21 protein-coding genes and 2 pseudogenes are annotated in these 24,511 nt (G+C 64.1%); 7 read left to right on the plus strand and 16 right to left on the minus strand.

All coding sequences use genetic code 11. From position 1 onward, the window contains the following. Positions 1-11: 11 nt before the first annotated feature. From ABIG06_RS12180 to dnaK, 13 genes are all read right to left on the minus strand, one after another. Positions 12-635, minus strand: a complete 624-nt coding sequence (locus tag ABIG06_RS12180; protein WP_061023579.1) for a 2,3-bisphosphoglycerate-dependent phosphoglycerate mutase — start codon at positions 633-635, stop codon at positions 12-14. 23 nt (positions 636-658) lie between these two features. Further along, entirely contained in the window at positions 659-1,474 is an 816-nt protein-coding gene (gene dapB, locus ABIG06_RS12185) for a 4-hydroxy-tetrahydrodipicolinate reductase (protein ID WP_370136766.1), read from the minus strand. Between the two features lie 139 nt (positions 1,475-1,613). Next, complete coding sequence (locus tag ABIG06_RS12190) at positions 1,614-2,657, minus strand: M23 family metallopeptidase (protein WP_424578285.1); 1,044 nt, start codon at positions 2,655-2,657, stop codon at positions 1,614-1,616. A 41-nt stretch (positions 2,658-2,698) separates the two neighbouring features. Further along, complete coding sequence (locus tag ABIG06_RS12195) at positions 2,699-3,892, minus strand: helix-turn-helix transcriptional regulator (protein ID WP_370136769.1); 1,194 nt, start codon at positions 3,890-3,892, stop codon at positions 2,699-2,701. A 45-nt stretch (positions 3,893-3,937) separates the two neighbouring features. Further along, positions 3,938-5,302: an HlyD family type I secretion periplasmic adaptor subunit gene (locus ABIG06_RS12200; RefSeq protein ID WP_370136770.1), complete on the minus strand. Its 1,365-nt coding sequence runs from the start codon at positions 5,300-5,302 to the stop codon at positions 3,938-3,940. Next, positions 5,299-6,984, minus strand: coding sequence for a type I secretion system permease/ATPase (locus ABIG06_RS12205; RefSeq protein ID WP_245454574.1), 1,686 nt, complete (start codon positions 6,982-6,984; stop codon positions 5,299-5,301). Before ABIG06_RS12205 ends, ABIG06_RS12200 begins: the two co-directional genes overlap by 4 nt. Before the next feature lie 176 nt (positions 6,985-7,160). Next, positions 7,161-8,462: a calcium-binding protein gene (locus tag ABIG06_RS12210; protein ID WP_199751952.1), complete on the minus strand. Its 1,302-nt coding sequence runs from the start codon at positions 8,460-8,462 to the stop codon at positions 7,161-7,163. 384 nt (positions 8,463-8,846) lie between these two features. After that, positions 8,847-9,152, minus strand: coding sequence for a DUF1330 domain-containing protein (locus ABIG06_RS12215; RefSeq protein WP_124162040.1), 306 nt, complete (start codon positions 9,150-9,152; stop codon positions 8,847-8,849). An 18-nt stretch (positions 9,153-9,170) separates the two neighbouring features. Then, the gene (gene pyrF / locus ABIG06_RS12220; RefSeq protein WP_124162039.1) at positions 9,171-9,881 is read right to left on the minus strand and encodes an orotidine-5'-phosphate decarboxylase; all 711 of its coding nucleotides are present in this window, start codon (positions 9,879-9,881) and stop codon (positions 9,171-9,173) included. A 6-nt stretch (positions 9,882-9,887) separates the two neighbouring features. Next, positions 9,888-10,466: an NADPH-dependent FMN reductase gene (locus ABIG06_RS12225; protein WP_370136772.1), complete on the minus strand. Its 579-nt coding sequence runs from the start codon at positions 10,464-10,466 to the stop codon at positions 9,888-9,890. A 57-nt stretch (positions 10,467-10,523) separates the two neighbouring features. Continuing rightward, positions 10,524-11,123 carry a class I SAM-dependent methyltransferase gene (locus ABIG06_RS12230; protein WP_124162037.1) on the minus strand — a complete coding sequence of 200 codons (600 nt, stop codon included), beginning with the start codon at positions 11,121-11,123 and terminating at the stop codon, positions 10,524-10,526. An 86-nt stretch (positions 11,124-11,209) separates the two neighbouring features. Beyond that, the gene (gene dnaJ / locus ABIG06_RS12235) at positions 11,210-12,346 is read right to left on the minus strand and encodes a molecular chaperone DnaJ (RefSeq protein ID WP_124162036.1); all 1,137 of its coding nucleotides are present in this window, start codon (positions 12,344-12,346) and stop codon (positions 11,210-11,212) included. A gap of 245 nt (positions 12,347-12,591) precedes the next feature. Further along, positions 12,592-14,493 (minus strand): molecular chaperone DnaK, encoded by a 1,902-nt coding sequence (gene dnaK / locus ABIG06_RS12240; protein WP_370136773.1) that lies wholly within the window; start codon positions 14,491-14,493, stop codon positions 12,592-12,594. Positions 14,494-14,885: 392 nt separating this feature from the next. Between dnaK and ABIG06_RS12245 the strand changes: the two genes are divergently transcribed. Further along, complete coding sequence (locus tag ABIG06_RS12245; protein WP_199751949.1) at positions 14,886-15,827, plus strand: hypothetical protein; 942 nt, start codon at positions 14,886-14,888, stop codon at positions 15,825-15,827. A gap of 147 nt (positions 15,828-15,974) precedes the next feature. On the opposite strand, the pseudogene grpE reads toward ABIG06_RS12245, so the two are convergent. Together grpE and hrcA are read right to left on the minus strand one after the other, a co-directional pair. Continuing rightward, positions 15,975-16,593: pseudogene (grpE, locus tag ABIG06_RS12250) on the minus strand (nucleotide exchange factor GrpE). Between the two features lie 96 nt (positions 16,594-16,689). Continuing rightward, positions 16,690-17,778 carry a heat-inducible transcriptional repressor HrcA gene (gene hrcA, locus ABIG06_RS12255; RefSeq protein ID WP_124162033.1) on the minus strand — a complete coding sequence of 363 codons (1,089 nt, stop codon included), beginning with the start codon at positions 17,776-17,778 and terminating at the stop codon, positions 16,690-16,692. Between the two features lie 168 nt (positions 17,779-17,946). On the opposite strand from hrcA, the gene rph reads away from it, so the two are divergent. The 3 genes from rph to hemW are packed head-to-tail and all read left to right on the plus strand — an operon-like array spanning position 17,947 to position 20,507. Further along, positions 17,947-18,660: a ribonuclease PH gene (gene rph, locus ABIG06_RS12260; RefSeq protein WP_028178946.1), complete on the plus strand. Its 714-nt coding sequence runs from the start codon at positions 17,947-17,949 to the stop codon at positions 18,658-18,660. Positions 18,661-18,670: 10 nt separating this feature from the next. Continuing rightward, a complete protein-coding gene (rdgB, locus tag ABIG06_RS12265) occupies positions 18,671-19,306 on the plus strand; it encodes an RdgB/HAM1 family non-canonical purine NTP pyrophosphatase (RefSeq protein ID WP_124162032.1) in 636 nt (211 codons plus the stop codon). Positions 19,307-19,322: 16 nt separating this feature from the next. Further along, positions 19,323-20,507 (plus strand): radical SAM family heme chaperone HemW, encoded by a 1,185-nt coding sequence (hemW, locus tag ABIG06_RS12270; protein ID WP_370140829.1) that lies wholly within the window; start codon positions 19,323-19,325, stop codon positions 20,505-20,507. Positions 20,508-20,564: 57 nt separating this feature from the next. Here the strand turns inward: hemW and ABIG06_RS12275 are convergent, their stop codons facing one another. Beyond that, entirely contained in the window at positions 20,565-21,797 is a 1,233-nt protein-coding gene (locus ABIG06_RS12275; protein WP_370136775.1) for a penicillin-binding protein activator, read from the minus strand. Between the two features lie 351 nt (positions 21,798-22,148). Here ABIG06_RS12275 and rsmI point away from each other — a divergent pair, with 351 nt between their 5' ends. From rsmI to gshB, 3 genes and pseudogenes are all read left to right on the plus strand, one after another. Continuing rightward, positions 22,149-23,099 carry a 16S rRNA (cytidine(1402)-2'-O)-methyltransferase gene (gene rsmI, locus ABIG06_RS12280; RefSeq protein ID WP_370136777.1) on the plus strand — a complete coding sequence of 317 codons (951 nt, stop codon included), beginning with the start codon at positions 22,149-22,151 and terminating at the stop codon, positions 23,097-23,099. Next, a complete protein-coding gene (locus ABIG06_RS12285) occupies positions 23,086-23,487 on the plus strand; it encodes a YraN family protein (RefSeq protein ID WP_028178952.1) in 402 nt (133 codons plus the stop codon). Before rsmI ends, ABIG06_RS12285 begins: the two co-directional genes overlap by 14 nt. A 10-nt stretch (positions 23,488-23,497) precedes the next feature. Beyond that, positions 23,498-24,443 (plus strand): annotated as a pseudogene (gene gshB, locus ABIG06_RS12290) (glutathione synthase). Positions 24,444-24,511 lie beyond the last annotated feature (68 nt).

Consider the following 24,511-nt stretch of genomic DNA (forward strand, 5'->3'; position numbering starts at 1 on the left):
GAGGGAAGAAATCAGCCCGCCAGATCGAGCTTCGAGGCCACCGTCGAATCCGCGTTGAGCCGGTAGATGATCGGCACACCGGTGGCGAGCTCGCGCTTCAAAATGCCTTCGGGCGAGAGCTTCTCCAGCACCATGATCAGCGCGCGCAGCGAGTTGCCGTGGGCGGCGACCAGCGTGCGCTTGCCGTTGAGCACGGCGGGCAGAATCTCCTGCACGTAGTACGGCAGCGCGCGCGCGAGCGTGTCCTTCAAGCTTTCGCCGCCGGGCGGCGGCACGTCGTAGGAACGGCGCCAGATCAGCACCTGGTCCTCGCCCCATTTCTTGCGCGCATCGTCCTTGTTGAGACCGGAGAGATCGCCGTAATCGCGCTCGTTCAACGCGAGGTTCTTCGAGGTCGGCAGACCGGTCTGGCCGAGCTCGGCGAGGATGAGATCCAGCGTGTGCTGCGCGCGCGTCAGGACCGAGGTGAAGGCGACGTCGAACACGAGACCCTGTGCCTTCAGCTTGCGGCCGGCTTCCTTGGCTTCGTTCACACCGAGCTCTGTGAGATCAGGATCCTTCCATCCCGTGAACAGGTTCTTCAGATTCCATTCGCTCTGGCCGTGACGCACGAGCACGAGAAGACGTTCGCTCATTGACTGCTTTCCGTTAGGTTCGCTCAGATGTCGGAGAGGCCGAGCACGTCGGCCATGGAGTAGTGCCCTGGCTTTTTGCCGTGCGCCCACAGCGACGCCTTCAGCGCGCCATGGGCGAAGAGCATGCGGTCTTCGGCCTGATGCGACAGCGTCAGGCGCTCGAACGGGCCGAGGAAGCTGACGCTGTGATCGCCGGCCACGGTGCCGCCGCGCAAGGACGCGAAGCCGATATTGCCCGGCCTGCGCGCGCCGGTGATGCCGTCGCGCCCGCGCTCGGAATGGTCGTCGAGGTTGACACCGCGGCCGCTGGCTGCGGCCTGGCCCAGCATCAGCGCCGTGCCCGAGGGCGCGTCGACCTTCATGCGATGATGGGTTTCGACGATCTCGATATCGAAGCTCTGGTCGAGCGCCTTGGCGACGCGCTTGACCACGGCGGCGAGCAGATTGACGCCGAGGCTCATATTGCCCGATTGCACCACGACGGCGCGATTGGTGACGCTCTTGATCACGGCGTTGTCGGAGCCGGACAGCCCGGTCGTGCCGATGACGTGGACGATGCCGCGCTCGGCGGCAATCGCGACATTGGCGATGGTCGCCGCCGGGACGGTGAAATCGAGGATGCCGTCGGCATCCTTGGACATTGCCCAGAGATCGGCGGAGAGCTTGATGCCGTTGGCCGGCAGGCCTGCGAGCACGCCGGCATCCTTGCCGAGCAGCTCCGAGCCCGGCGCCTCCAGCGCGCCCGCCAGCACCGCGCCCTTGCTCTCGGCAATCGCCCGCGTCAGCGCCCGGCCCATCCGGCCTCCGGCTCCTGCAACAATCAAGCGCATGTCGGACATGGTGCGATCCTTTCCATGGCCCTAATACCGGTCGCGGGCGGTTTGAGCAACCGATGGAACTGCCGGGATGCGCGGACGAGGAGTTTTAGCGACGGGCGGCCAATTGCCGTCCCTCCGCAGACCAAAGGAAAACATCAGATCAACGCGATTGAACCGGGAGTTCCCAGAGTTCTCTCAAGACGACCTGGCCGGCCTGCTCAACGGTATATTCCGCCTTGTAGGTGCCCGGATCCCAGCCATTGGCGGGGCGCTTTCGACCCGTGAATAGAAAAGCTTGCGCTTTATTGTGCTCGACGGGCGCGGCGTTGTTCTCGGCAATCATCTTGCCGGACGGACTGCTGACGACGAGTCGCTGAAGGTCGCCTGATTTCAAACCGATGACACGGACAAAAGCGACAATTGCTGCCGATGTCGCCGATGGCAATTCCGCATCCATTCTTCCATCCTCGATGAATTCCATCGTCACCGGGGCACTCGCAAAACCCGTGTTCAGGACGGCCCGTTCTTGATAGCGGAGCCGCGCCTGTAGTGCGGGATCCCAGAGCATCTCTCCTCCACCGCACGACTCCGCGCTCGAGCCGTAAGCGAAAGGATCTATGATCGAACCGTTGTGCCGGACCGTGAAGTGGAGGTGAGGATATTCGGTCAAACCCGATAGACCTACTCGACCGAGCGGCTGCCCTCGTGTGACGGAATCGCCGGGCTTCACCCGAAGACTGCCCGTTGCCAGATGACAATATTGCGTCTCCCAATGGTCTTCGTGTTCGATCAAAGCGCCATTGCCACATTCGACATCACGAACAGCCTCGCGCGCGGACTTGTGAAACGCACCGTCCGGCAGATTTTCCCGCGTTCGAACAACGCGTCCGCTTGCGGAGGCGAGAACGTCAACGCCAATCCGTTGGGCCTGCAGCGAGGGGAGCCGAAAGTCAGTTCCGTTGTGCCCATCGTATGTCAGCGTGCCACACTTGTAGTCCCTTGCTGCCGGAGATGAGTCCCGATCCGTATAATTCTGAATGTAGCACGTCCTGCCGGGCTCGCAGGCGATCGGCATCCCCAGTTGGATGCTTTCGGCAAGGGCATTTCCAGGGACTGCGAGCACAAGGACCACAATCACAGGCGAAAGAAGAAAAGAGATTGCTGCGAGCGGACAGGTTGGTTTCATCATGAACGCTTCGAACATCGATCTTGAAGTCGTCGATAAGGCCTCTCCAAGTATTGCACCTATCCGCTCAACCGAGAGGCGGACCCAAGACCGCGGACCGACTTCTCGCGCAGGCCCGAGCCGAACGGCGATTGCGTGAGATGATGAAGCACAAAGAACTCGGATTGCCGGTTGATTCCCAATTTGAGCATTATGCGCTTGGTGTAGGTTCTCACAGTTGCTTCGGTTAGCCGGAGGTCAGCACCGATCTTTCGCGGACACTTGCCTTGAAGGATCCGAGTGACAATCCGCTCTTCCGCGCAATTCAAACCAAAAGCTTCGGCAATCCGGCGCGCTCCCGATACCTCGTCGAATTGCGGCACGATGACAAGCGCTTTTCGGGGATCAAAAGGCGGCGGCGCAGCTCCGATTCTGGCAAAGGCAAACCGCTCGCGCTCGGTTGAAAGAGCCACGGTTGTATCCAGCCACTCCCGATCGGCGCGCGAACTCAATGATTCGCGTATCGCCTCCCTCAAAGCGGCCGTCACCGAACTGTTATGCCCGGCCAACTTGTCTCCATTCACCTTGAGGAGTTCGCCCTTGGCCATCAGCGATTGCGCGCTGCCGTTGATTTCGTGAACGCGAAGCCCTTCGTCAACGATGAGGGCAGGAAATGCCAAGACTCCAAGCCAGGCCGCCGCATCTTGTTGGCGTTGCTGCGATCGCGCAAGATCGTGCGCAGTCTCCCAGATCGCACGCACCGCGCGCACCAGGCATGGAACCTCAGCCCGGGTGAGTCCCGCTTGACGCCATCCCGCCACAAAGACGACGGTTACGCCGTCGCAAGCGGCGAACCTCCCTATCACAGAATGACCTTTCAAATCCGGCTCGGGTCCGATCAGCTTTCGCACGAAAGTCGTACGCATATGGACGGGTTCGAGCAGCGTACAACCTGTACTAGCGCCCTTGCGAGCAATTCGCGCTACCATGGCCGCACACGAATGATCGATGGTCGCTTGCCCGATCCGCGCCTGTAGCAGTTGTTGACCGGAAGCTCGATGCGTCGCCGCTGCAACATAGCAGCTGCGGCATTCGAGGAGCTTTGCAATCCCCCGACCAAAATACTCCATCGTAAGGTGGCCGACGCTCTGGTCGGCAGGCTTCGCAAATTGCTCGACCAGACCCTCGGCATCGATCGTCGAGCGTGTGCTGTCGATCCGGTAGAAACTAACTTTGTTCTGCCAATGGGGCAGTACCTTGCCATCCTCGTGCAAGCACTCCTCCCGCAATATCGATGCAGCCGGCTTTACGCCAGCAGCCTAACTCTCTCTGAAAGCGCGGTGGATGCGCAGCACCATAGGCTGCAGCAAATACTCCGCAAAGGTTCTTTCTCCCGTCTCGACGAACACCTCGACGGGCATTCCGGGCAATAACGACGAAAGGTAGTGTGCTGTCTGCGTTGTGGTACCTAGCTCGAGTTCCGCCATATAGGTGGCCGCGCCCGTCTTCGGGTCATTCAGAGCATCTGCGGCAACTGCAACGACCTTCGCATCCAGCATCGGTATTCGCCGGATGTTCAACGCGAGGACGCGCACACGTGCGCTCTGCCCCACGTAAACCTCTTGCCGATCCGTCGGCTTCAGCGTTGCCTCGATGACAAGCCGATCTTGGAGGGGGACGATTTCCAGAAGAGTTTCTCTAGGTGCAAGCACGGCACTGAGGTCCCTGCTGTTGAGGCCGACGACTTTTCCACTTTCGGGTGCACGCAACTCGGATCGAACAAGCTGATCGCGCAACGCGGCAATTCGATGTCGAAGATCGCCAATCTCTTCGCTGGTGGCATGCAACTGCTTGGCGACGTCCTGCTTCTGATTCAACTCCAACTGCCGACGCCTATCGTCCAATTCGGCGATCTTTGTTCGTGCCTGCGAGATTGATGCTGCATTGCGGGCCATTTGCCCTTCCGTTTCAGCCTGACTTCGTTGCAGAGCCAGTAAACGCGGCTTGCGCGCGAGGCCCTTCGCGAGCAAGGCGCTCGTGTCCGCGATTTCTTCCTTCAGAAGGGCAAGTTGCTGCTCTGCCCCATTCGTGTCGCCCTGCAGGCCACGAATAGTATCCTCCGATTGCAACATCTGCTGATCGATCTGCTTTCGCTCACCCTCGATCGCGGTCAACCGCGCCGCAAATTCCGCTTGCTGGGTTTGGACGGCAACGCCCGCGGCCGCAGCAGAGCTCGTTCGCAGTTCGTCCGGAAATCGTATTGCTTTTCTGCCGGCCTGTTCAGCGGTCAATCGCGCTTCCATCGCCAGGTCCGCGAATAATTTCGTTTCAAGCGAGCCGAGCATCGCCTCGATCTGCGTGGTGTCGAGCCGCGCAATAACTTGACCAGCCTGGACATGATCATTTTCTCTGACCAGGATGGACTTTATGATACCTCCCTCGAGATGCTGCACAGCTTTGCGCTTCGAGTGCACTTTGATGAAGCCGGACGCCACGACGGCGCTGCGGAGCGGAACGGTGGTCGCCCAGACGCCGATGCAGCAGAACTGCAGAATGAGCAACACACACCCCCACGTCACGATGCGCCGCATGTCGGAGCGTGGTTCGCTGAATGCTGCCCACCGATCGCCGGTCACCACTTGGCGGGGCATTACGATGTTGCGACCATGGTCTTGCGACGTCATCGGCCTGCTCCTCCGGTTCGAAGCACGCGGGACTCTGCTTCGCGGTGGAGGTCGTTCGGCTTTGGGATCGGTGTGACGTCAGATAGACGGAGCGGCAGAACCGTGCCGGGCGGACCAAACGCGAGCTGCATGCCATCTCTGAGCAGCAGTACGGCATCGGCGATCGTCAGGAGGCGGGGCCTGTGCGTCACGATGACCAGCGTTGCGCCTCGCGCCTTGACTTGCAAAGCCGCAGAGCAGAGCGCTTCCTCGCCCTCCGGGTCGAGGTTGGCATTCGGCTCGTCCAGCAGCATCAACTTGCGGTCGCCGTAGAAGGCTCGCGCAAGACCAATCCGCTGGCGCTGGCCACCTGAGAGCTTGCTGCCGTCGCGCCCGATCTCGGTCTGATAGCCAGATTGCAGGGACAGGATCATGTCATGCGCTTGCGCGAGCATCGCTGCCGCGGTGATGTCTTCGTCGCGCGCGCTTTCGTCGAATCCGGCGATCGCTTCTGCCACGGTGCCGCCAACGAGCTGCACGTCCTGGGGAAGATATCCGACGAACTTGCCGAGTTGATCGGAATCCCAATTGTGGAGTGCGGCGCGATCCAGTCGGATTGTGCCGCTACTCGGCGGCTCGAGAGCCGCCATCAGCCGCAGCAGGGTCGATTTTCCAGCACCCGTTGGACCTATGACAACCACAATTTGTGAGGGTCGGCACTCAAAGCTTATACCTGCGAGAATGGGGCGTTTGGCTCCAGCGGGCCGGTAAGCCACGCGATCGATGACCAGCCAGCCGGACGGCATCGGAAGCAAGGTCTTTCTGTTCCGCGCCAACACCGGCGCGGCGGCGGCCTGGACCTGCGTCCAAGCCTCCTGCGCGGATGCGAGCGCGCGCCATGCCGAGATCAGGCTTTCCATGGGCTGGAGAGTGCGTGCGACCAGGAGTGAACTGGCAATCAGGCTGCCCGACAGCACCTCATTTTGAAGCACCAGCCAAGCGCCCGCTCCGATCGCGGCAATCTGCAGGACCGTTCTGACCATGCGCGCGGCAGCGCCAATCGCATAGACACGTTCACTGGCTCGTACAACGGGCGACAGTGCGTGATCGTTGAGCCGCATGAATTCGCGAACTGCGCCGAGAGTCCACCCCATCGCGCGCACGAGACTGGCATTTCGGACGATCCCATCCAGGGTGGCCTGCGTCCGCAAGGCGGCGCCCGAGGCGTCGGCCATTTCAGTGCGCGCGATCCGCCAGCTGATGATGCCCATCACCAGCAGAATTGCCGTCCCGACCAGAGCGATGGCGCCGTACCAGGCGTGGAGGAAGAATAGAATGAGAATGAAAGCAGGGAGGAAAGGCGCATCGATGAGCGTTGTAACGGTGCCGCTTGACAGAAAGTTCCTTAGCTCGCGGACCTTGACAAGATCGTGCGTCTTCCCGTCGCCGCGACTTGCCGAGTCCACGATGGTGCCTTCGAGAACAATTGGTGCGACGCACCGCTCGAAGCCAACTGCGAACCGACTGAGGAGTCGGTTACGCAAGATATCGAAAGCGGCGCTAAAGACGAGAGCCACTGCAGCGATCATCGTAAGACCGACGAGCGTTTCAACGCTACCGCTGCTGATCACTCGATCGAACACCTCGATCGAATAGAACGGAACGACCAGAAGAAGCAGGTTCACCGAGATGCTGAAGGCCACGACCCACACGATTGCGGACCGCCCCGGAATCAATCCGAGCAGCGATCTCTTACCCGTCGCGGGGCTCTCAGGCGGACGCAAATACATGACCGGCAGGCAATGTTACCGACTGACTAATACAGATTGCAGAAATGCAACGGGCGGGGCGGACCGGTAGCCGCCCCGCCGAACGCGCCTCACACCACTTCGATGACCGTGGCTCCCGCAGCCACATTGATGTCGTCGATCGTCGTGAACGGCGTAGCGCCTCCCGTGACGCCGTCGAGTTGAATCGTTCCGAAGCCGAAGTCGAGCACGGTATTGGTGCCATCGTCGTCGACGACGATCGAGTTCGGATCGAATCCCGGTGCAGCATCAACTTGTATCAGGTCACCATCGGTGAGACTGAGATCCGTTATCTCGTCATTGCCGAAGTTGGTGGCGGTGTTGTCACCGAAATTATAGGTATCGGCGCCCGCACCACCTGTCAGCACGTCGTCTCCCGTACCCCCGTTGAGGACGTCGTTGCCGTTACCGCCATTCAGCTCGTCATCGCCTGCGCCGCCGGCGAGCGTATCGTTGCCATTTCCGCCCGCGAGCGTGTCGGCTCCGTCTCCGCCGTTTAGCGTATCGTTGTTGTCGCCGCCGGCAAGCGTATCGTCGCCCGCGTCGCCGTTCAGCGTATCATTGCCCGTGCCGCCGCTGAGCTCGTCCGCGCCGTCACCACCATTCACAGTGTCATCCCCGGCTCCGCCCGACATGGTGTCGTCTCCGGCGTCGCCGAACATCGTGTCGTTACCGGCACCGCCATCCATAAGGTCGGCTCCGGCGTTTCCATGCATGGTGTCGTTGCCAGCATCGCCGTTCAGCGTGTCATTGCCAGCGCCTCCATTCAAGACGTCGTCATCTGCGCCGCCGTTCAGCGTGTCGTTTCCGAGGCCGCCGTTCAGCGTGTCATTGCCCTCGTTGCCGTTGAGGACATCGTCGCCGATACCTCCGTTCAACGTGTCGTTTCCGAGACCGCCGTTCAGGGTGTCATTGCCGGCATCGCCACTCAGCGTGTCATTGCCCGCGTCTCCCGAAAGGGTGTCGGCTCCAGCGCCGCCGTGGATGGCATCATCGCCATCTCCGCCGCTTATGGAATCGTCGCCTGCGTCGCCAAAGAGCTGATCGTTGCCCAGGCCACCATCAATCGTGTCATTGCCTGCGTTGCCGTGGATCGTGTCGAGGCCAGCATTGCCCGAAAGATTGTCGTCTCCGGCACCGCCGCTGATGGTATCGTCACCGTCGCCACCGGTGATCGTATCCACACCAGCGTTGCCATTCAGAGTATCGTTGCCAGCGCCGCCATCGATGTTGTCGTCACCCGCGCCTCCGCTCACGAGGTCGTTGCCGTCCAACCCTGTGATCGTATCGTTGCCTGCCAGCCCGTTGATTTCGTCGTCAGCTGCTGTTCCAGGAATAATGTCGTCGCCTGCCGTTCCGTTGATGAGTGCCATGACTTCCGCTCCTTGATTCAAGGTTTTCGTGATGCGGGGTAGGCTGATCTCCGATGAGGGACGTGGTGCCTTGCTTGGGCTGACCTCCCATCGTCCCTGTTGTACAGTTCAAGCAAAGCAACCTTGAATGAAGATTGGGCAGCGTCGCAATCCCCATTTGGGGACAAAAGAATCGTTGCGAAGATGCTGAGTGATTGGCGCCACGGGGCAGGTGCAAGGCGAATCTCCCCTTCAGGCAAGGTCCTGGAACCGCTCGGCAGCACCCGGCGGGGATTTGCCCCGCCGCCGATCTCGCCACAATTTGGCGAGCCGGCGGCTCAGGCGAGGACGGTCGCTGATCAGGTGCCTACACTAACGAGTAGCAGATGACCGCGGCGTTCCCTTTTACGACGGCTGCGGGCCGTCATAGCCTTCGATGATGATGAGGTCGGCGACCGAGTGCGGCTGGCGCACCTTGATGTTCGCCTGGTACTCCGGCGAGTTGTAGCACGCGAGCGCGGTCTCGTAGTCCGGAAATTCGATCACGACGTTGCGGGTGCGGCTGGCGCCTTCGACGGTGGTGAACTTCCCGGCGCGAACGACGAAGCGGCCGCCCCATTTCTTGAAGATCGGACCGTTGGCGACGGCGTAGGGCTTGTAGCCCTCGTCACTGCTCACATCGACACGCCCGATCCAGTAGCCCTTTGCCATTGTTCTCTCCCTTGTTGATTAGCTGAGCGCTTGCACGATCTCGGCCTGGATTGCATCGGCCGCCGCCTTGGGATCGGACGCATCGAGTATCGGCCGTCCGACGACGAGATAGTCGGCGCCCGCAGCGATCGCACGCGCCGGCGTCATGACGCGCTTCTGGTCGCCGGTCGGTGCGCCCGCCGGACGGATCCCAGGCGTGACGATGCTCATCTGATGGCCGACGATCTTGCGCAAGGCACCCACCTCTTCCGGCGAGCAGACGAGTCCATCGATGCCGAGCACCTGGGCCTGCTGCGCGCGCGCTTCGACCAGCTCGGAAACGCCGAGCCGATACCCGGCCGCGTGCAGATCGTCGTCGTTGTACGAGGTCAGCACTGTGACCGCGAGAATCTTCAAGCTCGATCCGCCACGCCCTATGACCGCCGCCTTCATGGTCTGCGGATAAGCGTGGACGGTGAGGAAAGTCGCCCCGAGCTTGGCGACACTCTCGACACCGCGCATCACGGTGTTGCCGATGTCGTGCATCTTGAGATCAGCAAACACCTTCTTGCCCCTGTCGGCGAGCTTGCCGATCAGCGGCAGGCCGCCGGCATAGGCGAGCTGATAGCCGATCTTGTAGAACGTGACGCTGTCCCCGAGCCTTGCGACCATCGCCTCCGCAGCCTCCGGGCTCGAAACATCGAGCGGAACGATCAGGCGGTCCTTGGGGGCGATCTCGGCTGGCGTCATGTCACCTCACATCATGCGTTGGGAAACGTCGATCAACTGCGCTACCAGCTCCTTCAACGCGGCGGTATCGCCCTCATTCTTCAGTCTGTCCATATCGTCATAGGCCTGGTCGGCAAAGGCGAGCGTGAGCTGGCTGGCAATCACATTGGCGTGGCAGGAGGCGAGAATCAGCCGCAAGGCCTGGAGCGCCCGGGCCGCGCCAAGGCGGCTCTGCGAAGCGCCGGCGAGCGCGAAGACGCGATTGCGGAACACCTGCCCGCGCGCTTCGTGCAGCTCGTGCACGCGGCTGACCCAGTCGATCGCGTTCTTGAGCAGCGGCGGCACCGAGGCGTTGTATTCGGGCGAGACGATGAGCACGCCGTGATGGGCGCCGATCATGCGCTTGAGATTGATGGCGTGCTTGGGCACTCCGGATTTGGCCTGGAGATCGCCGTCGTAGATCGGCAGCGGAAAATCGCCGAGCGAGATGCGGGTGACGTCCACGCCGGCCCGGGCGAATTCATACGCGGCGACGGCTGCCAGCTTCGCATTGTGCGAGCCGGTGCGCAGCGAGCCGGGGATGATCAGGATTTTGGGCGCGGACATCCAATCCCATGCGTTCGGCGAAACGGGCCCGCCGCGCAAAAGGAAGAGCCGGCGGAATTAGTCCTTGCGATACACCCAGACGCGGGCCGGCGGAAGGTTCATCCAGATCCGTTCCGAAGCCTCTGTGGACACGCCGGGCAGCGATTTCGGGATCGGCGGCACAACCGCATAGGTGAACTGGATGAACGGCGCACCGGGCGCGAGCGCGTTGAAGGCGTCACGGATGAGCCGCAGCCGCGTCAGCATCGGTTTTGTGACGAGCGGCAGGCCCGAGACGACTGCGCTGGCCGGCGCGCTCAAGACATTCCAGAGCGTGTCGCGAAGGCGATAGGCATCGCCCTGCACCACCTTGGCTTGTGGGTAGCGGTCGCGCAGCAGCGCGCAGAATCCGGGATTGTATTCAACGAGGACGAGACGCTTCTGATCCACGCCGCGCTCGATCAAGGCCGAGGTGATGGCGCCGGTCCCGGGCCCGAGCTCGACCACTGGCGCGTCCGAATCGACATCGACGTAATGGGCCATGGTCCGGGCCAGCAGCTTGCCCGACGGCATCACAGCGCCCATGTGCAGCGGCTTTTCGATCCACGATCTGAGAAAGCGCACCTCGTCGTCAAGACGAGGCTTCTTCAACGCGCGCGCGGACGATGGCAATGGCATGTCGGGACCGGACGGGACCGCGGGAGCGGCGTGTCAGAAAATGGTCATAAAGACGTATAGGCCGAAGGCGGCACGGTCAAGCCGAGTCAACTCGCCCGATTACCGAAGAAATCCTTGACCTTGGCGAAGAAGCCATCGGATTCCGGCTGGGTGTTGCCGGAGGAAAGCTTTTCAAACTCGGCCAACAATTCCTGCTGCTTCTTGGTGAGATTCTGCGGCGTCTCGACCACGACCTGGACATACATGTCGCCGGTCTGGCGGGAGCGCAGCACCGGCATGCCTTTTGATGCAATGCGAAATCGGCGGCCCGACTGGGTTCCGGCCGGCACCTTCACCTTGGCCTTGCTCTTCTCGATCGTCGGCACCTCGAATTCGCCTCCGAGAGCGGCGGTGACCATCGAGATCGGCACACGGCAATGCAGATCGGCACCGTCGCGCTGGAAGAACTGATGCTGGGCCAGCGAGAGGAAGATGTAGAGGTCGCCGGGCGGGCCGCCGCGGACCCCGGCCTCTCCCTCGCCGGCGAGCCTGATCCGTGTGCCATCCTCGACGCCTTGCGGAATGTTGACTGACAGCGTGCGCTCGCGGGTGACCCGGCCCTGGCCAGCGCAGGCCGGGCAGGCGTCCTCGATCATCTGACCGCGCCCCTGGCAGCCGGGACAGGTCCGCTCCAGCGTGAAGAAGCCCTGCGACTGCCGCACGCGGCCGGCGCCGCCGCAGGTCGAGCAGGTCTTCGGCTTGGTGCCGGCCTTGGCACCGATGCCCGAACAGGCCTCGCAGGTGACCGAGACCGGAATCTCGATCTGCGCGGTCTTTCCGCCGAACGCTTCCTCGAGGGTGATTTCCATGTTGTAGCGCAGGTCGGCCCCACGCTCGCGGCCGCCGCGACCGCGCTGGCCGGCCATGCCGAACAGGTCTTCGAAAATGTCGGAGAACGAGGAGGCGAAGCCCGCGCCGAAACCGGCACCGCCGCCGAAACCGCCGCCCTGCTCGAAGGCGGCGTGGCCGTAACGGTCATAGGCGGCGCGCTTGTCCTTGTCCTTCAGGACCTCGTAGGCCTCGTTGATTTCCTTGAACTTGACTTCGCTGGTCTCATCCCCGGGATTGCGATCGGGATGGAATTTCATCGCCAGCTTGCGGAACGACGATTTCAGCTTGCCTTCGTCGGCGTCGCGTTCGACTTCCAGGGTCTCGTAGTAGCAGCGCTTGGTGGACGTGGACATGATGAGCTCGGTCTATCCAATCGCGATTCAAGTTGGCGCGAAACAACGCTGACACATGGCGATATAGGCGCCCCTCGACCTTGCGGCAGAGGACAGCATGGCAGCGCTGAGAATAACGGCTGGGAATTGATCGATCGTAGCGGGAGCGTGCCCCGGCGACCTCGACACGACAGCCTCCCCCGCGAAGGGGGAGGCCGAAGAAGCGTGTGGGGTCCAAGCCGCCCGCATCATCACCCTCTCGGGGTTCAGGCGGACTTCTTGTTGTTCTTGTCGTCGTCGACCTCGGTGAACTCCGCATCGACGACGTCGTCCTTGGCCGCATCCTTCTTGGCGTCGGCCTCGGCCTGCTGCTTGTACATGGCCTCGCCGAGCTTCATCGAAGCCTGCGCCAGCGTCTGCGTCTTGGCCTTGATCGCCTCGGCATCGTCGCCCTTCAGCGCTTCCTTGAGGTCGCTGACGGCATCCTCGATGGCGCGGCGCTCGCTCTCGGCGACCTTCGAACCGTGCTCCGCCAGCGCCTTCTCGGTCGAATGCACCAGGCCATCGGCCTCGTTCTTGGCGGTCACGGCCTCGCGGCGCTTCTTGTCCGCCTCGGCATTGGCCTCGGCGTCCTTGACCATCTTCTCGATGTCGGCTTCCGACAGACCACCCGAGGCCTGGATCCGGATCTGCTGCTCCTTGCCCGTGGCCTTGTCCTTGGCCGAGACGTTGACGATGCCGTTGGCGTCGATGTCGAAGGTCACCTCGATCTGCGGCATGCCGCGCGGAGCCGGCGGGATGCCCATCAGGTCGAACTGGCCGAGCATCTTGTTGTCGGCCGCCATTTCACGCTCGCCCTGGAAGACGCGGATGGTGACGGCATTCTGATTGTCTTCAGCCGTCGAGAACACCTGGCTCTTCTTGGTCGGGATCGTGGTGTTGCGGTCGATGATGCGGGTGAACACGCCGCCCAGCGTCTCGATGCCCAGCGACAGCGGGGTCACGTCGAGCAGCAGCACGTCCTTGACGTCGCCCTGGAGCACGCCGGCCTGGATCGCGGCGCCGATCGCCACGACTTCGTCCGGGTTGACGCCCTTGTGCGGCTCCTTGCCGAACAGCTGCTTCACGACTTCCTGGACCTTCGGCATGCGCGACATGCCGCCGACCAGAACGACTTCGCCGATTTCACCGGCGGTGACGCCGGCATCCTTCAGCGCCTTGCGGCAGGGCTCGACGGTCTTCTGGATGAGGTCGTCGACCAGCGCCTCGAACTTGGCGCGGGTGAGCTTCATCGTCAGATGCTTCGGACCGGTCTGGTCCGCGGTGATAAACGGCAGGTTGATCTCGGTCTGCGTCGTCGAGGACAGTTCGATCTTGGCCTTTTCAGCGGCTTCCTTCAGGCGCTGCAACGCGAGCTTGTCGTTGCGCAGGTTGATGCCCTGCTCCTTCTGGAACTCATCGGCCAGATAACCCACGAGGCGCATGTCGAAGTCTTCGCCGCCGAGGAAGGTGTCGCCGTTGGTCGACTTCACCTCGAACACGCCGTCGCCGATCTCGAGAATGGAGATATCGAAGGTGCCGCCGCCGAGGTCGTACACGGCGATGGTGCCGGCCTTGGTCTTGTCGAGGCCATAGGCGAGCGCGGCCGCGGTCGGCTCGTTGATGATGCGCAGCACTTCGAGGCCCGCAATCTTGCCGGCGTCCTTGGTCGCCTGGCGCTGAGCGTCGTTGAAGTAGGCGGGAACGGTGATGACGGCCTGATCGACCTTATGGCCGAGATGGGCTTCCGCGGTCTCCTTCATCTTCTGCAAGATGAACGCCGAGACCTGCGAGGGCGAATAGGTCTGGCCGTCGGCCTCGACCCAGGCGTCGCCGTTGGAGGCTTTCACGATCTTGTACGGGACGAGCTTCTTGTCCTTCTCGACCATCGGGTCGTCGTAGCGGCGGCCGATGAGGCGCTTCACTGCGAAGAAGGTGCGCTCGGGATTGGTGACGGCCTGGCGCTTGGCCGGCTGGCCGACGAGGCGCTCGCCGTCGTCAGTCACGGCGACGATCGAAGGCGTCGTGCGCATGCCTTCGGAATTCTCGATGACTTTGGCGTTCTTGCCATCCATTACGGCGACGCACGAATTCGTGGTGCCGAGATCGATCCCAATGACCTTTCCCATGGTCCTGATACCCTTCTTTTTGCGGCAGGTTGGCTGGGCCCAGAAGGCACCCGAACCGAAACCCCCTAAGATCAAACATCCGCGATATTGCGATGATTGAGGCTCATATAGGAGGGGGGGAGGGGCCCGCAAGGACCGAAGCTACGTTTCTGCCGTGAAAACATTGGTTTTGGAAGATGATGTCCGGGCCACACCGCCCTTGCGGGAGAGGAATTATTAACAGGTTCGGGCTTCGGCAAGCCCCCGTTACCGCAACGGGCCCGCCCTGTTGCGGCAAGGCCAAACCCGCTAAAAGGCGGACCGGCCGGACAGCCGGCGCCACTGCTTCACGCAACAAAGCGGCCCGGTGGCCGACCATCGAACGGCCTCAATGTGAACCAATCAGAGTGCCCATGAAGCTGATCCGCCCCCTCGCCGCGCTCGCCCTCCTCGCCGCCTCCGCGTGTCCGGCCTTCGCCGCCGACGCCGTCTTCCCCCCGGGCTTGCGTCTCGGCATGGTGCCGTTGATCGGCCTCAGCACGGCCAAGACCTTTCCGGGCTTCGAGAGCGAGGATGGCAGCGTCAAGGTGCTGGTCACCGAGCTGCCGCCGGCGGCCTATGGCGAGGTCGCGAGCGCCTTCAATTCCAATCCCGCCGGGACCAACGGCGTCACGCAGGACAAGATCGAGACCCCCGCGGGCCTCGCCTATTTCACCACCGAAAGCGGCAAGGCCGGCGATACCCCGGTGAAGCGCTATTCGATGATCGTGCCCGGCGCCGGCTTCTCCGGCTATGTCGCGGTGCAGATCCCGGAGAATGCGACCAAGATCTACACGGATGAAGCGGTGCGGCAGATGTTTGCGAGCACCGTCACCCGCAGGCAGGTCTCGGCTGAAGAGCAGATCGCGCTGATGCCGTTCAAGATCACCGATCTCGCCGACTTCAAGGACATCCGAACGCTCGCGCCGGGCAGCAGCATCATCCTCGCCGACGGCGATGAGAGCACGGGTTACGAGTCGAAGCCGTTCATGATTCTCGGCGTGATCGGCGCCACCCCGCAAGCCGCCGACGACCGCGCCCGCTTCGCCCAGGAGGCGGCGCTCCAGATTCCCGGCGTGCGCGAGTCGCGCATCACCATGTCCGAGCCGATTCGCATCAACGGCCAGCAGGGCTTCGAGACCCGGATCGACGGCGTCAGTGGCAAGGACAAGATCCCCGTGACCGTGGTGCAGTGGATCCGCTTCTCGACTGGCGGCGCATCATTGCGCATCATCGCCAGCGCCCCACGCGACCAGTGGCTGCCCGCCTTCACCCGCTTCCGCGCCGTCCGCGACGGCATCCAGCCGAAGGGCTAGCCTGCATCCGCAAGCGCAACGCGCGTCCTTCCTCGCTCGAGGAGTACGCTTGTTCGCGCACGCCTCGGAGGGTGAAGGTCGAGCCGCAACTGCGGGGGCCTACATGGTTCGAGACGGCGCTTGGCGCCTCCTCACCATCAGGTTCGATCAGTTCGGCGCGCTGTTCGATTCATTGTTGTTGGCGGCGGGGGCTGCCTTCGCACCGCCCTTGGCGACACCGACCAGCGCCGGGCGCAGCACGCGCTCGCCGATGGTGTAGCCGGCCTGCATGACCTGCACCACGGTGCCCGAGGGCACCGACGCGTCAGGCACTTCGTACATAGCCTGGTGGAAGTTCGGGTCGAACTTCTGACCCTGCGGATCGAGCTTCTTCACGCCATGCTTCTCGAGCGCGCTGTGCAGCGAGCGTTCGGTCAACTCGACACCCTCGATCAGCGCCGTAAGGCCGGGATCGGCCGCGGCACGCGCTTCCGCCGGAACGGCATCGAGCGCGCGCTGGAGATTGTCGGCGATGTCGAGCACATCGCGAGCAAAGCCGGTGATGCCATAGAGCCTCGCGTCGGCGACCTCCTTGCTGGTGCGCTTGCGCAGATTCTCCATCTCGGCCAGCGTCCGCAGCATGCGGTCGCGCGCCTCGGCGGCTTCCTTCTGCAACGTCTCGGCCGAGCCGGGCTCGGGATCGTCAGGCATGATGTAGGGCTTTGACACCACGGGCTCGCCGGTCGCTGCAGCCCGTGTCTTGAGGTTGCCGGTCTTGCTCGGTCATCGGCTCTAATCTCGAACTCGTTTCCAGGGATTGTTGGCCCGGATATCGTGCCTAAGCTCGCGAAAATCAAGCGCCCGTGATCGGCGGAAACGCCGGTCAGCCCCCCAGAAGGCGGCTGACGATACGGGCAGCGTAGTCCACGGTCGTGATCACGCGGGCATAATTCAGCCGCGTCGGGCCGATCACACCGAGAACGCCGACGATGTGGCCGGCGGCATCCCGATAGGGCGAGATGATGGTGGAGGACCCCGACAGCGAGAACAGCTTGTTCTCGCTGCCGATGAAGATGCGCACGCCCTCCGCCGTCTCGGCGCGGCCGAGCAGGTCGATCACGCCGCGCTTGGTCTCGAGATCGTCGAACAACAGGCGAACGCGCTCCAGATCCTCCAGCGCATGCAGATCTTCAAGCAGATTGGCATGGCCGCGGACGATCAGCTGGCGATCCTCGTTCTCGCCGCCGGACCAGCTGGCGATGCCGGCCGAGATCACCTTTTGCGTCAGCTGATCGAGCTCGGCACGGGCCTCTCCAAGTGCCGTCTCGAGCTCGAGCCGCGCCTCGGCCAGCGTGCGGCCGCGGATCCGCGCATTGAGGAAATTGCCGGCTTCGGTGAGCGCAGAGGAGGGAACTCCAGGCGGCAGCGTCAGCACGCGGTTTTCGACCTGGCCGTCCTCGCCGACGAGGATCACCAGAGCCTTCTCCGGTTCCAGCCGGACGAATTCGATGTGCTTTAGCCGCGCATTGGATTTTGGCGTCAACACCACAGCGGCGGCCCGGGTCAGGCCGGAAAGCCGCATCAGGGCCTGGTCCAGCGCCGCCTCGACCGACTGCGCCTCGCCCACCGAGGCGAGCTGGCTCTGGATCGACTGCCGCTCAGCCTCGTTGAGGTCACCGACCTGCATCAGGGCATCGACGAAGAAGCGCAGGCCGAGTTCCGTCGGCAACCGGCCGGCCGAGGTGTGCGGGGCATAGATCAGGCCGAGCTGCTCCAGATCGGCCATGACGTTACGGACCGACGCCGGCGACAGCGGCATGGCGATCAGGCGGGAAATGTTGCGCGAGCCGACAGGCTCGCCGGTCGTCAGATAGCTTTCGACAATTTGACGAAAAATGTCGCGGGAACGCTCGTTGAGCTGGGCAAGGCCTGCGCGCGGCGCGATCAGATGGATCGGATCGTGATGGGCCACAGACGGTAACTCCTCTCAGATACTCGTAATTTGTCTATCCCGGGCGCTTCTGACAAGCGTGGCGTTTGCGGCCGCGAAATCAGCGGGTGAAAAAACCTTGCCGCCCATCCCCGCCCCACCTACAAGCACCGCGAGCAGCCTTTTCCCGTGAGTTTTGGAGGATTTCCCATGCGGCCAAGCCGCCGTGCGCCTGACGAATTGCGCCCCGTGACGCTGGAGCGCGGCGTGGTGAAATATGCGGAAGGTTCCTGCCTGGTGAAATTCGGCGACACGCACGTGCTGGTCACCGCCACGCTGGAGGACCGCCTGCCGCCGTGGCTGAAGGGCCAGGGCCGCGGCTGGGTCACCGCCGAATACGGCATGCTGCCGCGCGCCACGTCGGAACGGACCCGCCGCGAGGCCTCCGCCGGCAAGCAGAGCGGCCGCACCGTCGAGATCCAGCGCCTGATCGGGCGCTCGCTTCGCACCATCATCAATCTCGAGGCGCTCGGCGAGCGCCAGATCACGGTCGATTGCGACGTGCTCCAGGCCGACGGCGGCACGCGCACGGCATCGATCACGGGCGCCTGGGTCGCCCTCGCCGACTGCGTCAACTGGATGAAGGCGCGGAACATGGTCAAGGCCAACGTGCTGCGCGACAACGTCGCCGCGATCTCCTGCGGCATCTACAACGGTACGCCGGTGCTCGATCTCGACTATGCCGAGGATTCCGAGGCCGAGACCGACGCCAATTTCGTCATGACCGGCGATGGCCGCATCATCGAGGTGCAGGGCACCGCGGAACGCGAGCCGTTCACGGAAGCCGAGCTCCTGGCGCTGATGGCGCTGGCCCGCAAGGGTGTCGCGCGCCTGGTGGACTTGCAGAAACTGGCTGTGGCGTAGTCAATAGGCCATGCACCGCCGAATCACGGACAAGCTGGTCATCGCGACCCACAATCCCGGCAAGCTCGCCGAGATGCGGGAGCTGCTTGCGCCGTACGGCATCGAAGCGGTGTCGGCGGGAGCGCTCGGCCTGTCCGAGCCGGAGGAAACCGGCAGCGATTTCCGCAGCAACGCCGCCATCAAGGCGATCGCGGCGGCGCAGGCGACCGGGCTTGCCGCCTTCGCCGATGATTCCGGCATCGTCGTCGATGCGCTCGACGGCGCGCCCGGCATCTACAGCGCGCGCTGGGCCGGCCCCTCCAAGGATTTCAACGCGGCGATGGCGCAGATCGAGCGCCTGTTGCAGGAGCGTGGCGCCAGCACGCCGGACAAGCGCAAGGCGCACTTCGTCTCCGCGCTGTGCGTCGCCTGGCCCGACGATCATCTCGAAGAGGTCGAGGCGCGCGTCGACGGCACGCTGGTCTGGCCGCCGCGCGGGACTGCCGGCTTCGGCTACGACCCGATGTTCCTGCCCGATGGCCACACCCGCACCTTCGGCGAGATGGAGAGCATCGAGAAGCACGGCCTGCCGCCGCTTGGCCTCGGCCTGTCGCACCGCGCCCGCGCCTTCGTGAAACTGGCGGAGATCTGCCTTGAGCCGCGCTAGAGCGTTTTCGAGCGAAGTGGACACCGGTTCGCGCCGGGAAAACGCGTCAAAACAAGAATCCGAAGCCTTCGGCGTCTACGTGCACTGGCCGTTCTGCCTGTCGAAGTGCCCCTATTGCGACTTCAACAGCCACGTTCGACACGCCGCGATCGACGAGGCGCGCTTCGCTTCGGCCTTTGCGCGCGAGATCGCTGCGACCGCCGCGCGCGTCCCCGGACGTGAGGTCACCTCGATCTTCCTCGGTGGCGGCACGCCGTCCCTGATGCAGCCCGCAACCGTCGGCGCCGTGCTCGATGCGATCGGCAAGCACTGGTCCGTCGCGGGCGACGTCGAAGTCACGCTGGAAGCGAACCCGACCAGCGTCGAAGCCACGCGCTTCGCCGGCTATCGCACCGCCGGCGTCAACCGCGTCTCGCTCGGCGTGCAGGCGCTCGACGATGCCTCGCTGAAGGCGCTCGGCCGCATGCACAGCGCGCGCGAGGCACTCGATGCCGTCGCCATCGCCCGCCGCTCGTTCGACCGCTATTCGTTCGACCTGATCTACGCCCGTCCCGACCAGACGCCGGCGATGTGGGCCGACGAGCTGCGTCTTGCGATCGATGAAGCGGCCGAGCATCTGTCACTCTATCAATTGACGATCGAGGAAGGCACGCCGTTCTTCGGCCTGCACCAGGCCGGCAAATTGAAGACGCCGGATGAAGCGGTTGCGCGCGCTCTTTATGATGTCACGCAGGAGACCTGCGACAGGCTGGGTCTGCCCGCCTACGAGATCTCCAATCACGCCCGGCGCGGCGCCGAGTGCCGGCACAATCTGGTGTACTGGCGCGGCGAGGAATATGCCGGCATCGGCCCCGGCGCGCACGGCCGCCTCGATATCGATGGCGCGCGCCACGCCACCGCCACCGAGAAGCGTCCCGAGGCCTGGCTGCTGCGCGTCGAGACCAACGGCCACGGCGTCGTCACCGACGAGCTCCTCAACAGCGAAGAGCGCGCCGACGAATTCCTGCTGATGGGATTGCGCCTTGCCGAGGGCATCGACCCCGAGCGCTACAAAGCCCTCGCGGGCCGCCCGCTCGACCCCCGCCGCATCGCGCTCTTGCGCGAGGAAGGCGCGATCACGGTGGACCCGACGGGCCGCCTGCGCGTGACCAACAGCGGCTTCCCGGTGCTGGATGCGGTGGTCGCGGATCTGGCGGCCTGAGTCGGAACCAAAACCGCGCTGCGGTCCCTCGCCCGCTTGCAAGCGGGAGATGAACCGTCACGCCCCAAAACTCTTCGGCGAGCCCGCGACCGCGACGCCGCCACCCTGCGTCACCTTCATCACCGCGAGACCCCGTTCATTCGTGCCGTCGGCGCGGAATCGGAACAGGCCGTCGATACCGGCAAAGCCGGAAGGGTTCGTGAGCACGTCGGACGAGAAGCGCGTGGGACCTTGTGTACGCGCGAGCGCGGCGACGAGAGCGACCGCGTCATAGGCGAGCGTGGCGGTCCGCACCGGCTCGCCGCCATATTTGGTGCGATAGCGGCCGGAGAAGGCGCGGAAGCCGGCCGGATCGGGCGCGGCGTAAAGGCCGCCTTGCAGGTTGGGACTGGCATAGACGCGCGGATTGTCCCACAGGCCGGTGCCGAGCAGCTGGATGTTGCGCAGATTCGCGCCCGCGGCTGTCATCGCATCCGCCACCGAGACCACCGCATCGCCGTCATCAGCAATGAACAGCGCATCCGCGCCGCCGAGCTGCTGCGCCACGGTGCGTGCCGGCGTGGCGCGATCGGCGCCGTATTTCTCGAAGGCGACGATGCGCCCGCCGCGCCGCGGCACCGCCGCTTTCACCGCCGCCTCGACGACATTGCCATAGGCATTGTCGGGCACCAGCACGGCCACGGAGCGCTTTCCGATGCTGGCGGAATATTCGACGATGCGGTTGACGTCGGACTCCGGCAGGAACGAGAGCAGATAGACGCCGCGGCCGGCGATGCTGGAATCGGTCGAGAAGGCGATGACGGAAATGCCGCGCGTGCGCGCGACCTGCGCCACCGCCGGCACCGATTGGGCGAACAGCGGCCCGAGGATGATCTCGGCGCCTTCGTCGACCGCCTGCTGGGCGCCGGTTTGCGCGCCTTGCGGGCTGCCATTGTCGTCCTTGATCAGGAGCTGGATATTCGGATTCTGGAACTCGGCCAGCGCCATCTCGGCGGCGTTGCGCATGGATTGCGCGGCAAGGCCCGCATTGCCGGCGGCCGAGAGCGGCAGGATCAGCCCGACCTTCACGCCGCCGGTGCCGGCGGTCGTGGCCTGTTGCTGGGGACCTGCCGGCTGAGCCGGCGGCGCGGAGCTCGAGAACGGGTTGGAGAACTGGCTGAGACTTTGCTGCACGCCGGCGCAGGCCGACAGCACGGGCGCACCGAGCAGCAGGCCGAGCGCACTCCGGCGGGTCGCCCCCGACGATCGGAACACCGGAACCGGAGAGTTTGGATGACGCGGGCCCACCATGGCAGCTTCTCTTCTGACTGGCCGTCGCCGGCCCGTCACGACATTCCTTCCGCGACACAGGCCGCGGATTCAGGCATATAGTCGGCAAACAGTTAACCAAAACAAAAGGATAACAGCCGCTTAACGCGACCGCCTTCCCGTTCCGGCAGCCGTTCGCCGTCGCTCTTCCAGCATCAAGGCGGCGTTTCCGTCGTGAATATGGCGCGAAGGCCCCTCATTCCCTCTCGAGGTGATCCCGGCCGATCACATTCCCGTCCGTTCCTCGCCCCCCATCTGGGCACGATCTTGGGCACGATCTTTTTCGACCAGAAGGTTCCCAGCCCTGCGGATCGTGCCTAAGTTGACTTCATTATGCGCGCAAAGCCGGCCCCGATAAATACGCCTGAAGCTCAAGACACCGCCTCGCGCGGTTTCTCCATCGATGCCCATCGGCTCGCGGCGCCGAAGGCTGCGCCGGGTCTCTATCTGGTCGCGACACCCATTGGCAATCTCGGCGACATCACCCTGCGGGCGCTTCAGACGCTCGCCGGCGTCGATATCATCGCCTGCGAGGACACCCGCATCACGCGCCGCTTGACCGAGCGCTATGCGATCGCAGCAGCGCTCAAGCAATATCACGAGCACAATGCGGAAGCGGCGCGCCCGAAGCTTCTGGAGGCGCTGGCGCAAGGCGGCTCGGTCGCGCTGGTGTCGGACGCCGGTACGCCGCTGATCTCCGATCCCGGCTTCAAGCTGGTGCGCGAGGTCTGCGCCGCCGGCCATCCGGTGTATGCGCTGCCGGGCCCGTCCTCGGTGCTGGCAGCGCTGTCGGTCGCCGCGCTGCCGACCGACCGCTTCTTCTTCGAGGGTTTCCTGCCGGCGAAATCCGCGGCGCGCCGCGCGCGCCTCGCCGAGCTTGCGCGCATCGACGCGACGCTGGTGATGTTCGAATCGGGCAACCGGATGCAGGCCACCTTGGACGATCTCGCGGAGATCATGGGCGCACGCGAGGCCGCGGTCTGCCGCGAGCTGACGAAGCTGCACGAGGAGGTCAGGCGTGCGCCGCTCGCCGAGCTCGCGCGGCAGGCCGATGCGCCGGAGACGCGCGGCGAGTTCGTTCTGGTGATCGGCCCGCCCGCAGCGGACGCCGACGTGCTGGCATCGGACGCGCTCGACGGACTCTTGCGCGAGCAGCTTGCCGCAAGCAGCGTCAAGGATGCCGTGGCGCATGCGGTCGCACTGTCGGGCCGGCCGCGCCGCGAGGTCTATGCCCGCGCGCTGGAGCTCGCAAAGGATCTGCGGGGCGGGGATGGCGAAGACTGAGATCCCTAGGGAACCGAAGGTCGCCTCGCCCGAGCGCGTCGCCGCGTTCCGCACCGGCATTTCCGCGGAGAGCCGCGCCGCGGCCTATCTGATGGCCAAGGGCTATCGCATCCTCGCCAAGCGCTACCGCACCCCGCATGGCGAGATCGACATCGTGGCGCGCCGCCGCAACCTGATCGCTTTCGTCGAGGTCAAGGCGCGGGCGAGCCTGGATGACGCCGCTTTCGCCGTGACGCCGCGCCAGCAGCAGCGCATCATCGACGCCGCACAAGGCTGGCTCGTAGCGCATCCCGAGCATGCCGAATTCGAATTGCGATTCGACGCCATGCTGATTGCGCCGCGCTCGCTTCCGCGCCATGTGTTGGCGGCATTCGACGCCTCGACCTGAAAGGCAGACCATGAAACTCAATGTCGCCGTCCAGATGGATCCCATCGCCCGCATCAACATCAAGGGCGATTCCACCTTTGCGCTGCTTCTGGAAGCGCAGAAGCGTGGCCATGGCCTGTCCTATTACACGCCCGACAAGCTCTCGATGGTCGGCGAAGAGCTGGTCGCGCCGGTTCAGCTCCTGACCGTGCGCGACGAGCCCGGCGACCACTTCACCTTGGGCGAGCCCAGGCGCGAAGCGCTGAACGGCTTTGACGTGGTGCTGCTCCGCCAGGACCCGCCGTTCGACCTCGCCTACATCACCTCGACGCATTTCCTGGAGCGCATCCATCCGAAGACGCTGGTGGTCAACGATCCCGCCTCGGTGCGCAACGCGCCGGAAAAGCTGTTCGTGATGAACTTTCCGCAGCTGATGCCGCCGACGCTGATCTCGCGCGACCTGGACGAGATCAACGCGTTTCGCGACAGGCACGGCGCCGTCGTCATGAAGCCGCTGCACGGCCATGGCGGCGCGGCGGTGTTCCGCGTGATGCCGCAGGACATGAATTTCGGCTCGCTGTTCGACATGTTCTCCGGTGACGTTCAGGGAGCCCTGGGTGATCCAGCAATTCATCCCCGAGGTGAAGCACGGCGACAAGCGCATCATCCTGGTCGACGGCGAGTTCGCCGGCGCGGTGAACCGCGTGCCGGCCGCCGACGACCTCCGCTCCAACATGGTGCGCGGTGGCGCGGCCCAGGAGACGGAGCTCACGCCGCGCGAGCGCGAGATCTGCGCCACCGTCGGCCCGGCGTTGCGCGCGCGCGGCCTCCTGTTCGTCGGCATCGACGTCATCAACGGCAACCTCACCGAGATCAACGTCACCTCGCCGACCGGCATCCGCGCCATCGCGCGGCTCGGCGGCCCTGACGTCGCAGCGAGGATCTGGGACGTGATCGAGCAGAAGCGGAAGAAGTAACGCTTTGCAACGATTGCGTTGGGGAGCGCACGAACTCTCCTCAACGTCGTCCCGGCGAACGCCGGGAC

Origin of the sequence: Bradyrhizobium sp. USDA 326 (genome assembly GCF_049739485.1) — a bacterium.
In the GTDB taxonomy this organism is placed as follows: Bacteria; Pseudomonadota; Alphaproteobacteria; order Rhizobiales; family Xanthobacteraceae; genus Bradyrhizobium.